This window comes from Hymenobacter sp. (assembly GCF_031398885.1).
GTDB lineage: Bacteria > Bacteroidota > Bacteroidia > Cytophagales > Hymenobacteraceae > Hymenobacter.
On sequence record NZ_JANNOD010000097.1, the window covers coordinates 35,750 to 47,828 of the forward strand.

At 65.0% G+C, this 12,079-nt stretch carries 8 protein-coding genes; 7 read left to right on the forward strand and 1 reads right to left on the reverse strand.

Annotated features, from left to right (window positions below):
- The first annotated feature begins 15 nt into the window (after positions 1 to 15).
- From RMO51_RS18355 to RMO51_RS18385, 7 genes are all read left to right on the forward strand, one after another.
- A complete protein-coding gene (locus RMO51_RS18355) occupies positions 16 to 789 on the forward strand; it encodes a cytochrome c oxidase subunit 3 (RefSeq protein WP_310397109.1) in 774 nt (257 codons plus the stop codon).
- A gap of 96 nt (positions 790 to 885) precedes the next feature.
- A complete protein-coding gene (locus RMO51_RS18360; RefSeq protein ID WP_310397111.1) occupies positions 886 to 1,227 on the forward strand; it encodes a cytochrome C oxidase subunit IV family protein in 342 nt (113 codons plus the stop codon).
- Between the two features lie 3 nt (positions 1,228 to 1,230).
- The gene (locus tag RMO51_RS18365) at positions 1,231 to 1,905 is read left to right on the forward strand and encodes a hypothetical protein (protein ID WP_310397113.1); all 675 of its coding nucleotides are present in this window, start codon (positions 1,231 to 1,233) and stop codon (positions 1,903 to 1,905) included.
- Positions 1,889 to 2,458 (forward strand): DUF420 domain-containing protein, encoded by a 570-nt coding sequence (locus RMO51_RS18370; protein WP_310397116.1) that lies wholly within the window; start codon positions 1,889 to 1,891, stop codon positions 2,456 to 2,458. The genes RMO51_RS18365 and RMO51_RS18370 overlap by 17 nt, the downstream gene beginning before the upstream one ends.
- Before the next feature lie 52 nt (positions 2,459 to 2,510).
- Positions 2,511 to 2,768 carry a hypothetical protein gene (locus RMO51_RS18375; RefSeq protein WP_310397118.1) on the forward strand — a complete coding sequence of 86 codons (258 nt, stop codon included), beginning with the start codon at positions 2,511 to 2,513 and terminating at the stop codon, positions 2,766 to 2,768.
- 32 nt (positions 2,769 to 2,800) lie between these two features.
- Positions 2,801 to 3,163, forward strand: coding sequence for a DUF983 domain-containing protein (locus RMO51_RS18380; protein WP_310397119.1), 363 nt, complete (start codon positions 2,801 to 2,803; stop codon positions 3,161 to 3,163).
- 273 nt (positions 3,164 to 3,436) lie between these two features.
- Entirely contained in the window at positions 3,437 to 7,309 is a 3,873-nt protein-coding gene (locus tag RMO51_RS18385; protein WP_310397121.1) for a HAMP domain-containing sensor histidine kinase, read from the forward strand.
- A 447-nt stretch (positions 7,310 to 7,756) separates the two neighbouring features.
- Here the strand turns inward: RMO51_RS18385 and RMO51_RS18390 are convergent, their stop codons facing one another.
- Complete coding sequence (locus RMO51_RS18390) at positions 7,757 to 11,716, reverse strand: PAS domain-containing protein (protein WP_310397124.1); 3,960 nt, start codon at positions 11,714 to 11,716, stop codon at positions 7,757 to 7,759.
- Positions 11,717 to 12,079: the final 363 nt, after the last annotated feature.

Sequence of the window (12,079 nt, forward strand, 5' to 3'; positions counted from 1 at the left end):
GATACGCTGTCCGCTATGGCCCAACCCACCACCTTGCAGCCGCCCACTGCTACCGCTACCCAGGACGCTCCACGCACCGGCAACTGGGACGGCGGCAACGAACCTTTCAAGGCGAGCTACGGCAAGCTGATGATGTGGTTTTTCCTGCTTTCGGATGCTTTCACCTTTGCGGCTTTTCTGACTACTTACGGTCTCATCCGCCACAAGCACGAGGTATTTACGGGCGCCGCCAAGGACTTTGTGTTCAGCTCACGCTGGTGGCCAATTCCGGACCAAGTGTTCAACGCCTTCCCTGGTTTGCACGGCGTGGCCGTGCCGCTGGGCTTCGTGGCCTTGATGACCATGATTCTGATTTTGAGCTCCGTGACGATGGTGCTGGCCGTCGAAGCGGGCCACCGCATGGACAAGGCCGACGTGCAGAAATGGCTGTTGTGGACGATTCTGTTTGGCAGCACCTTTCTGGCCAGCCAGGCCTGGGAGTGGGGCCACTTCATTCACGGCACCGAGGAAGGCACCGTAATGGCCGACGGAGCCGTGTTTCACGGCGCCAACCTCGCCATGAACCAGTACGGGCCGGTGCTGTTTGCCGACCTTTTCTTCTTCATCACCGGTTTTCATGGCACCCACGTCTTCTCCGGCGTCTGCTTGCTGATTTGGTGTTTCATCGCTACCACCAACGGTACGTTCCAGAAGCGCGGTCACTACGAGATGATTGAAAAAATCGGTCTGTACTGGCACTTCGTGGACTTGGTGTGGGTGTTCGTATTCACGTTCTTCTACTTGGTTTAATCTCACAAGATGAAGCAGTGAAGGGAAGAGCTTGCATTTTCAGCCCTTAGCCTTTCCCCTCATCACCCTGTCTTCGTTATCTTACTCATTGATATTATGGACGCTCACGCATCAACCGATGAAACCCCCATGGGTGAAATCGCCAAGCCGAATACCGCTTGGATTTGGAAAGTTTTCTTTGTGCTGGTCGGCATCACGGCCGTCGAGTTCGTGTTCGTGTTTTTCATGAACGCGGGCACGTTGCGCAACAGCATCTTTATTGTCCTCACCATCATGAAGGCCTTCTTCATTGTGGCGGAATTCATGCACTTGAAGCACGAAACGAAAGGGTTGATTTGGACCATCATGGTGCCCGTTGCCCTGCTGGTGTGGCTGCTGGTGGCCCTGGTAACCGAGGGTTCCTACGTCGGCGAAGTGCTGCAAAACATGTTTAAATAGGGAATGCGGCCCCGCCAAACCTTGTTGCTGGGGCTGTTGCTATTGGTGCCGGTACTGGCCTTTCTGTTCCTGTTTCGCTTCGGCACCAACCGTTACGCGCTGCCCACCTACCTGCCCGACCGCGTGGACTCCGCGCAGGTTGGCGGGGGGTGGCGGCGCGATACTGTTTTCCACCAAATCGCGCCATTCCGGTTGCCTGCCTCCACGGGCCGCGAAGTAAGTAGCCAGGAATTGGGCCAGGGACTCTACGTCGCCCAGTTCTACGGCGAGGACGAAGCCAGCCCCCGGGTGGCCCGCGCCTTGCTGCGGGTGCAGGAAAAATTCCGGCACGAGCCGCGGGTGCGCCTGGTCACGTTCGTAATGAATGCCGACCCCAAGCAGGCCGCCTCGCTGACGCGCCTGGCCGAGCAGTACGGCACCATTGCCGGCAAATGGTTCTTCCTCACCGGCCCAGTCGATACGCTCAGGCACCTCACCGAGCGTGAGTTCCGCCTCACTTCGGACCCCAAACGCCTGCCCGGTGCCGTGTACACGGCCAACTTACCCGCCGGCCGGTTGTTATTGGTTGACAACCAACGCCGGGTGCGGGGCATCTACGACGGCACCGACGGGCGTGAAATTGACCGCTTACTCACGGAAATCACCGTGCAGCTTTACGACTATGAACACCCCCATTGAACAATTGCACCCGCCAGTGCTGGCCCCGGGCGACTACACGCGTTACAAAATCATCCTCGGCACGCTGGGGGTGGTCGTGCCATTACTGGTGGCCGTCTTGTTTTCCTTCCCGCAGCTATTCCGCATTCCGGGCGTAGAGGTAAAGTTTCTGCCGGCTGTGAACGCCGTACTCAATTCCCTAACGGCTGCGTGTTTAGTGGCTGGGTACTATTTCATTCGCACAAAGCAGGTGCTGCGCCACCGCGCCATGATGGGCACGGCGTTCGCATTGGGTGGGCTGTTTTTGCTTTCGTACGTGGCTTACCATTCGCAGGTCGACAGCACAAAATTTGGTGGGGCGGGCGTGGCCCGCGCCGTGTATTTTTTCCTACTGCTGACTCACATCAGCTTGGCAATAGTTACGGTGGGCCTGGTGCTGTTTACCCTGTACTTTGCGCTTACCGGCCAGTATACCAAGCACAAAGCCATTGCGCGGTGGACGTTTCCGGTCTGGCTCTACGTGTCGGTAACGGGCGTCATCGTTTACTTTATGATTTCGCCGTACTACACTTGACTTCAAGCGTCGCTCAACGAGAACCTTACCCGGATTATGGTGTTTAGCTAGTATGAAAAAGACTCTTTTTGCTTCCGCTTTGGTCCTTTTGCTGGGTGTGTTGCTGGGCCTGGCGCCGTTGGCGGCGCGGGCGCAGTGCGTCATGTGTAAGTCACAAGTGGAAGCCGCCCGGCAGGAGCGCGACGACTACGACGTGGCCGGCCTCAACAAAGGCATTGTGTACATGATGACCGTGCCGTACATCCTGATGGGCGCGGTGGGCTACTTCTGGTACCGGCGCACGCACCCCAAGGCGGCGGCCAAGAAATAGTGGCGGCCCCCCGGTCGTCGTGGCTTGCCCTCGTGGCGTTGCGCTGTCCGCGCTGCCACGAGGGCAAACTGTTTTCCCACTCGGCCCTAAACCTGCGTCAGTTCGACGAGATGCCGGTGGCGTGCCCCGTGTGCGGCCAGGCATTTGAGCCGGAGGTGGGGTTTTACTGGGGAGCCATGTACATCAGCTACGGGTTTTCGACGGTCATTGTGGCCTTGGTGGGGGTGTTGCTGTATTTTTTGGGGCACGACCCGGAGGTGTGGGTTTACGTATCGGCCGTGGCGGCGGCCGTGCTGGTATTCACGCCGCTCATGTTCCGGTACGCACGGGCGGTGATGCTCTACGCTTTTGGCGGTACGCATTTTGACCCGCGATACGCAAAAGCAGTAGGGTAAGACTGGCGTTCAATCCGCTCGTCTTGATAACAAAATGCCGCCGCCGAGCGGCATTTTTTGTTAGGCGTGGATTTTGCAAGTACGCCCCGGCCGAGCCACTAGCGCAAGCACTGGGAAAATTCACGAACAAAGCTTCACCGGCTTGCGCATGGCCGGCAACACGTGCATCGGCGAAAGCCTGGCCGGCTTACTTTTAGGCGAATAACTGGCGTCAGTCAATTTTCAAGCTTGATTCTTTCCTTCCTGCACACCCCCCCAGACCCGGCGAAACCGGTGGCTGAACCTGCGGCGCGGCAGCGGTTGCCCTGGTTGCTGCTGCTGGCGGCGGCGCTGTGTTTCGCGGGCGGGTACTTGGCCAGTCGCTACGCCCAAACGCCTGGGGTGGTGCAGCGCACCGACGTGGGGCGTTTGCGGCAGCTGGTGCGGGACGCCGAAACCAAGGCCCGCCGTGAGGCCGACACCATTGCGGCGCGGTTGCCGCGCGGTGGCTACAGCTTTTGGGCCCTGCTGGCCCAAACCACTTACCCCACCTGCGTACTGGAAAACGGCACGCTGCGCTACTGGTCCGATGCCACGGTGCGGCCCGAAGCCGAAACCGCTAATCCGGCCGCTCCCGAGCGGCTGGTGGAAACGCCGGTAGGCCGCTTTCTGCTGCTGCGCCGGCCCGCCGGTCGGTTTTTAATCCTCACCTACCTCCCGCTGGAGCGGCACTACGGCATCAGCAACCGTTACCTGCGCGAAGGGGGCGAGCAGGCCTTGTTTTGGGGCATGGAGCTGCAGGTGTTGGCCGACAGCACCGCGCGCGGCCCGGTTCGTTTCGAAGGAGCCGACGGGCGGTACTTGTTTTCCATCCGGCGGCTGCGGCCCAATTCCCTCACGGGGCAGTACGTGCCGCTGGCGCTGCTGAGCCTGGGCAGCCTGCTGTTCGCGGCGGGCTGGCTGCTGCTGGCGGGCCGTTGGTGGCGGGCCGGGCGGGCCGCCGCCGCGGTGGCCGCGCTGGTGCTGCCCCTGGCCGGGCTGCGCGCGGGGCTGCTGTACCTGGGGCTGCCCTACTCATTCATCGAACTGCCGCTGTTCGACCCGCGCGCCTACGCGGCTTCGTGGTGGGCGCCGTCGTTGGGCGACTTGCTGCTGAATGCGTTGTTAGCGCTGCTGGCGGCGGGCGGGGCGGTGGCGCTGTGGCGGCACTGGGCCGTGCCGGCGCGGGTGCGGGTGCCGCGCTCGCCCGCAGGGCAGGCGCTGGCGGCGGCCGGCGTGGGGGGGGCCTTCGGCGGCTGGCTGGCGCTGCTGTTTGCCTACTACACCACCGCTTTTGGCAGCGCCCAACTGAGCCTGGACGTGACCCGCAACTTGCAAATAACCGAGTTCTGGGTCCTGCTGGCGGGGACGGTGCTGCTGCACACGGCCGCGTGGTTGGTGGGCTTCTTCGGGCTGACGCAGCTGGCCGGGGCGCTGCTGCGGCACGCGCCGCGCCGGGCCTTGCTGCTGGGGCCGGGGCTGGCCGCGCTGCCGGTGCTGGGCGCGGGCCTGGTGCTCGGGCTGCCGTGGGTGCTGCTGGTGGGGGTGCTGCTGCTGTTTGCGTCGTTGGTGCCGGCGGTGGGCATGCGGGCCGTGCCCACGCCGGGCAGCTACCAGGGGTCGGTGCTGGTGGTGCTGCTGCTGGCCCTGGCCTCGGCCACCGGGGCGCTGGCGCTGTATTCGCACTTCGAGAAGCAGCTGCTGGTGGACAAGCAGCGCTTGGCGGGCAATTTACTTGTCGATAACGACTTGCAGGGGGAATACTTGCTGGCGGTGCAGATGCGGGCCATTGCCGCCGACCCGTTTGTGCGGCGGTCCTTGTCCGCGGCGTTTGGGCGGCCCGAAGCGGTGCGGCAGCGCATTGCCCGGCAGTACCTGGGCGACTACTTTGACAAGTACGAGAGCGCCATCACCCTCTACGACGAAGCCGGCGACGCGCTGGGCGCCGTGCCGGGCACGCCCAACCTGCGGGCCTCGCGGGCCGAAACCGAGCGCCTGGCCACGCCCACCGACCAGGCCGGGGTGTACCTGGTGCACTCGGGCAACCCGTTCAGTTCGCGGCGCTACGTGGCGCACATCGTCGTGCCCGGCACCCGGGCCAACGGCTTCGTCCTGCCGCTGGGCGCGGTACGCGTCGAGCTGACGCTGAAAAAGCTCACCACTTACAGCGTCTTGCCCGAGCTGCTGGTGGACCAGAAGTTTTTTCAGCCGGCCCTGGCCACCGAGCTCAGCTACGCCGGCTACGACCACGGCCGGCTGGTGTACAGCGAGGGCGATTTCGACTACGCCAACCGCTTGCCCGTGACTCTGCTGGCCGCGCCGCGCCTCTACGCCGGCGGCCTGAGCCACGACGGCTACCACCAGTTTGCCGTGCGCGGCTCGCTGGGCCGCACCGTGGTGGTGACCACGGCCACGTACTCAGCTGGCGACTGGCTGGCCAATTTCTCGTTTCAGTTTCTGTTCTCGGCGGTGGTGTGGCTGCTGCTGAGCGGGGCGGGGCTGCTGGTACGCGGCCGGGCGGTGCCGCGGCTCAACTTCAGCACCCGCGTGCAACTGCTGCTCAACGTGGGCATTGTGGTGCCGCTGCTGGTGGTGAGCGTGGCCACGGCCAGCCAGCTCATTGCCTCGTACCAGCGCGACCTGACCCGCACCTACGAGCGGCGCGGCCAGCTGGCCCTGGAGAGCCTGCGCCGCCAACGCCACCTGCTGGCCGACAGCACGGCGCGCCCCACGCTGGCCGCGCTGGCCAAAACCGTGGCCTCCCTCACCGAAACCGACCTCAACCTCTACGACGCCCACGGCGAGCTCCTGGCCAGCAGCCAGCCGCTGATTTTCGATGCCGGCCTGCTGGGGCCCCTGCTCAACCCGCACGCCGTGGTGACCCTGCGCGAGCAGAACCGGCCGCGGGCCCTGCTCACGGAGCGGGCGGGGTCGCTGTCGTTCAATGCTTTGTACCTGCCGGTGCGGGCCGGGGAGGGGGAGGCGGTGGTGGCCGATTTGGCCGGGCACGCCGTGGCCGGCAGCCACCCGAGCGGGGCAAGCCAGCCGTTTGCGGCCCGCGCCGGGGCGGCGGGAACGAGCGATGCGCTGGGGCCCGACGAGACGGCGCTGCCCACCGGCCCCATCCTGGGCTACGTGGGCATTCCGTTTTTCGATTCGGAGAAGGAGCTGAATACCAAGCTCACGGAGCTGTTTACCACCATTCTCAACATTTTCACGCTGCTGTTTCTGCTGTTTTTGGGGCTGGCTTTCGTGGCCACGCGGCAGCTGACGGCCCCGCTCAAGCTCATCACCGAGAAGCTGACCCAAACCACGCTCACCGGCGAGAACGAGCTGCTGGACTACCGCAGCTCCGACGACGAGATTGGGCTGCTCGTGCGCGAGTACAACGCCATGCTCACCAAGCTGGAGGCCAGCAAGCGGGAGCTGGCCGCGCAGGAAAAGGAGGCGGCCTGGCGCGAAATGGCCCGCCAGGTGGCCCACGAAATCAAGAACCCGCTCACGCCCATGAAGCTGAGCCTGCAGTTTCTGCAAAAGGCCATTGCCGAGCGCCGGGCCAATGCCGAGGAGCTCATCGGCCGCATTGCCCAAACGCTCATCACCCAGATTGACGTGCTGAGCGACATCGCCACGTCTTTCAGCACGTTCACCAACCTGCCGGCCATGCGGCCCGAGCGGCTGAACGTGGCGGCCATTTTGCGCCGCTGCGCCGCCCTGCACCAGCCCGACGATGCCGACGGCGCCCTGGAGCTGCACCTGCCCCCCGATGCCGAAACCGGCCGCTACGTGGTGTACGCCGACGAAAACCTGCTGGTCCGCACCTTCAACAACCTGCTCATAAACGCCCGCCAGGCGGTGCCCGAGGGCCGTGAGCCGCACCTCGCCGTCGCCCTCGAAGCGGCCGGGGCCGGAAGTGTCCGGGTGGCCATCCGCGACAACGGCGCGGGCATTCCCGAGGACGTGCGCGACAAGGTGTTCGTGCCCAACTTTACCACCAAGGCCAGCGGCTCGGGCATTGGCCTGGCGGTGGCCAAGCGCGGAATTGAGAGCGCCGGGGGCCGAATTTGGTTCGAAACGACGGTGGGGGAGGGGACGGCGTTCTTCATTGAGCTGCCGCTGGCGGGGTAGGCGTCGGGCTATCCAAATCAATTTTCCGGGCTACCCGAACGATGTAGCGGGGCATCCTTGCGCCTGTCTCGTCGGCCGCGCCAGCACGCCACCAACCCGTTCCTGAACAGCTCCGCGGTTAAAAGTTAAGGTGCTGTTCGTCCAGCTTTCTAACTCTCAACTTTTAACGCTGTACGCAGAACCGCCCTAGTTCTTAATACTGATTAGGACTTACGCAGTTAGTTCGCCAAACCAGCCGCCAAGCGGCGATACGTTGGTAGTAAAGTGCTGCAAGACAGGCGAGCCGCAAAGCGGCGGTACTCCCGGCATGAACGAGGTGCCGCCGCTTTGCGGCTCAGACCGCCTTGCTAATCGACTCTACCAACGTGTCGCCGCTTTGCGGCTGGTTCAACTGCGGTCCTACTGCTGTTACGCGTCGCAGAGCGCCGGCGCAAGCCCCGCGTAACATCAGCTCTTAAAATAAACGGTGAACGTGGAGCCTACGCCCAGTTGGCTCTGGACTTCAATTTTGCCGCCGGCGTTCTCCACCATTTTCTTCACCATGTAGAGGCCCACACCCGAGCCGGGCACGTGGGAATGGTAGCGCTGAAACAGGGCAAACAGCGGCCGCTCGGGCGTGATGTCCAGGCCCAGGCCGTTGTCTTGCACCTCCAGCAGCCAGTAGAGGGCCTCGGTGCGGCAGCGGAGGCGCACGCGGGCGGGCCGGTCGGGGTGGCGGTATTTGAGGGCGTTGCTGAGCAGGTTGTAGACCACCGAGCGCAGGTTTTTCTCCGAGAAGTTCAGCACCGGGCAATCGGCCACGTCCACGTCCAGCTCGGCGCCCGTTTCCGCAATGAGGGGGGCCAGGTCCAGGCGCACGTCGCGGACGACGTCGGCCGGGTGCACCGGGGCCGTGGGCTGGCCCAGTTCCTGCTGCAGGTGGGCAATGTCGGTCAGGTGCCCGAGCGTTTGCTTGAACCGGTCGACCGCGCCCTGCATTAGGCCCATCACGTAGGCCACGTCGCCGACCTGGCTGGTCAGGGGCAGCTCCTCCAGCAGCGTGTGCAGCAGGCCCTCGATGTTGTTGATGGGGGCCTTGAGGTCGTGCGAGGCGGTGTAGACGAAGGTGTCCAGGTCGACGTTGGTGCGGGTGAGCTGCTGGTTGGTGTCGCCCAGCGCCTCGTTGGCGTCGCCCAGCTCGTCGTTGGCTTCGCCCAGGGCCGCGTTGGCGGCGTACAGCTTGTCGTTGAGGGCGGCCAGCTGCTGGTTGAGGGCCTGCACGTGCTGGCGGGTGGCCACTTGCTCGCTCACGTCGGTGGCCACGGCGGCAATGGCCGTGATGCGCCCCTTGTCGTCGCGCAGCGGGTGGTAGACGAAGTTGAGGTGCACCGTGACTTGCTGCCCATCCACGAGCAGCTGGCCCGGTATTTCGCGGGCCACGTGGGGCACGCCCGTGCGCCCTACTTCGTCCAGCAGCGCTTTGAAGCCTTGGTCGCGGACTTCGGGCAGCACTTCGAACAAGGGCCGGTGCAGGGCCTGCGCCGCCGTGCGCCCCCAAATGGCCTGCAGGCCCGGGTTGCACACGTCGACGAAGTACTCGGGCCCGGAAAACACGCCCACGGCCACGGGGGCCTGCTCAAACACGGCGCGGAGCTGCTCCTGGTTCGCCAGCTCCCGGCGGGCCCGCAGCAGCTCGCTCACCTCGGTTGCCACCACCGTCACGCCCGTAATCTGGCCGTCGGCGGCGCGCAGGGGCTGGTACACGAAGTTCCAGTACACGGTATCTTGGCGGCCGTTGCGGTCGATGAGCGAGGGCAGCTCGTAGGCCACGTAGGGCTCGCCGGTGGCCAGCACGCCGTCCAGCAGTTCTTCGAAGCCCTGGCCCGCTACTTCGGGCAGCAGCTCAAACAACGGCGTGTGCAGTGCCTGCGCCTGGCTGCGCCCCCACAGCGCGCACACGGCCGGGTTGGCCAGCTCGATGACGTACCGGGGGCCCCGGAGCACCGCAATGGCCACCGGGGCCTGCGCAAACAGCTCGTACAGCTGCTGCTGCCGGGCCTCGTCTTGCTGGCGGGCCAGCACCTGGGCGGTCACGTCGTAGGCAAAGGTGGAGATGCCGACAATGACGTCGTCTTCGCGGTAGGCCTGGTAGGTGAAGGTGAAGTACATCTGCCGGGGCGGGCGGCCGTCGGGCTGGGCCACCAGCAGCGGTAGCTCGTGCCCGAAGTAGGTTTCCCCCGTTTGGTACACCTTGTCCAGCAAGTCCACGATGCCCGCCTCCACGGTTTCGGGCAGGGCCTCGGCCACCGGGTGGCCCAGCATGGCGCGGCTGGGGAAGAACTGCTGGTAGGCCGCGTTGTAGTACTCGTACCGGTGCTCGGGGCCGCGCTGAATGCAGATGGCGGCCGGGGTGTTCTTGAATATCTGGTGGAAATTTTCGCGCTCCTGGGCCAGGCGTTGGGCGGCGGCCAGCACTTCGGCCTGCAGGGCGGCGGCCCGCTGCTGGGCCAGCACCTGGGCGGTGACTTCAAAGGCGCAGACCAGCAGGCCGTCGATGCGGTACTGCTCGTTGAAGCGGGCCTGCTGCAGGAAAGTAAAGTACCGGTCTTCCAGCCCGCCGTCTTCGGGCCGGGCAAAGGGCACGAGCCGGGCCTGCTCCGCGTGGGCGTTGCCGGTGGCGTAGGCCGTGCGAAACGTTTCGTAGACGGGGCCCACAATTTCCGGCAATGCGTCGAGCAGGGGCCGGCCCAGCAGCGCCCGGCTCGGAAACAGCTGCTGGTAGGCCGGGTTCACCAGCTCGAAGACCAGGCCGGGGCCGTCGAGCACGCAGATGGCGGCCGGGGCCTGCTGGAAGAACCGCTCCAGCCGCTGGCGCTGGCGCTCGGTTTCGGCCTGGGCCTGCCGCACCGCGTGGGTGCGTTCGGCTACCCGGATTTCCAGCTCCTCGTTAGTAGCCTGCTGCTCTTCGGCAAAGGCGGTCAGCTCTTCGTAGAGCTGCTGCACGTGCTGGCGGGCCAGCACCTGCTCGGTCACCTCAACGCCCACGACGATGACGCCCGTGGTGTGGCCTTGCGCATCGCGCAGGGGCTGGCAGGAAAGGTTGTAGTAGCCGGTGGCCGCCGCGTCGGGGCGTTCGCGGGCCACCGGCAGCTCCTGCGGGTACGCCGGCTCCCCGGTGCGCCGCACGGTTTCAAAAATTTCTTCCAGGCCCTGGCCCGCCAGGTCGGGCAGCTCTTCAAACAGCGGGCGGCCCACCGCCTGCTCCGCCGGGCGGCCCCACAGGGCGGCCGTGGCGTCGTTGGCCAGCTCCACCATGAACCCGGGCCCCCGGAGGATGACGATGGACACGGGGGCCTGCTCAAACACCCGTTGCAGGTCGGCGCGCTGCTGCTGGGCTTCGACCTGGGCCCGCTGCAGGGCCGCGGTGCGCTCGGCCACCCGGGCGTCCAGGGTATGGTTGAGCCGCTGCAAGCGCTGCTGGGTGTGCCGCTGCTCGGTGTTCTGGGCGCGCAGCTCCGCGTTGGCGGCGAGCAGCATTTTGTTGGCGGTGGCCAGTTGCTGGTTCAGGGCCTGCACCTGCCGGCGGCTTTCCACCTGCTCCGTCACGTCGTAGGAAAAGCTCAGCACGCCGTTGACCTGGCCCTGGGCGTCGTGCAGCGCTTGAAAAAACACGTTGACGTAGCCCCGGTCCAGCCGCTCCGTTTGGGTGAGGTCCGCCCAGGTTTCCATCTCCGTGCCGTAAAACGGCTCGCCGGTCTGGTACACGTGGTCCAGCAGCTCAAAAAAACGCTGGCCCGCCAGTTCGGGAAGGGCTTCGCGCACGGGCCGGCCCTGGATAACACGGGTCGGAAACAGGTGCTGGTAATTGGGGTTGACGAGTTCGAACGCGTGCTCGGGCCCGCGGTGGGTGGCCACCTGTGCCGGGAGTTGCATCAACACCTCGTGCAGGTGCTGGCGCTGGGCTTCCGCTTCCGCCCGGGCGGCCTGCTCGCGGGCCTGGCTCGCGCGCAGGGCCTCTTCCGCGGTGCTGCGGCCGTGGTCGGCGGTGTCGGTGAGGCTCACCACCAGCAGGGGGCCGCTGCGCTGGGCGGCCAACTGGTGATAATTATCGAGGCCGTCGGCCTGGTAGTTGACGTCGTAGCGCCCGGCCTCGCCGCTGAGGAACACGCCGCGGTAAAATTCAAAGATGCCGGTGGCCACCGTGTGGGGGTAGCGCGTGCGCAGCAGGGTGCCGCCCGGCCGCTCGGGCAGCCCGAGCAGCCGCTGGCCGGCGGGGTTGAGGTAGTCGAGGGCAAAGTCGACCAGTTCGGCGCCCTCCGCCGCGTAGAGCGGGTGCCAGAACTGAACGGCCGTGAGCGAAACGGCCAGCACGGCTTGCAGCAGCTCGTCGGGTGGTGCGAGGTCGGGGGAGGACGGGGCGGGGGGCATGAAATCAGCGCAAAAAAGCGACAGGAACGCCCTGAAGTGGCGAGGGGCGCCAGTGCCCGGCCCGGGTGAAGCGTCCAACGGGATGGTTGGCGCGCTCGGACCCGCGGTAGGCGCGGGGCTACTCTGATAGTTGCTTAAGATACGGTTATTCCCCGGTATCGAATGAGTTTTAAAACAAGGACTTAGGCGGTTGAAAAATTACTATTGCCAATCAGGTAGTTAATCTCAAGTCGGCAGCAGCTTGGGCCACTGAGGAATCACTATTACGAGCCTGTCCAAAAAATAAATTGAATGTCCTGCTGAGCGCAGTCGACGCATCGCTGCCGCTTTATTGAATGGCTCATATGAAGCGGTAGCGATGCG

What these genes read in the sequence shown, in the direction of transcription:
- RMO51_RS18370 (WP_310397116.1), top strand. Translation starts at nt 1,889, where the DNA reads ATGAACACCCCCATTGAACAATTGCACCCGCCAGTGCTGGCCCCGGGC.
- RMO51_RS18355 (WP_310397109.1), top strand. Translation starts at nt 16, where the DNA reads ATGGCCCAACCCACCACCTTGCAGCCGCCCACTGCTACCGCTACCCAG.
- RMO51_RS18375 (WP_310397118.1), top strand. Translation starts at nt 2,511, where the DNA reads ATGAAAAAGACTCTTTTTGCTTCCGCTTTGGTCCTTTTGCTGGGTGTG.
- RMO51_RS18360 (WP_310397111.1), top strand. Translation starts at nt 886, where the DNA reads ATGGACGCTCACGCATCAACCGATGAAACCCCCATGGGTGAAATCGCC.
- RMO51_RS18365 (WP_310397113.1), top strand. Translation starts at nt 1,231, where the DNA reads ATGCGGCCCCGCCAAACCTTGTTGCTGGGGCTGTTGCTATTGGTGCCG.
- RMO51_RS18390 (WP_310397124.1), bottom strand. Translation starts at nt 11,716, where the DNA reads ATGCCCCCCGCCCCGTCCTCCCCCGACCTCGCACCACCCGACGAGCTG.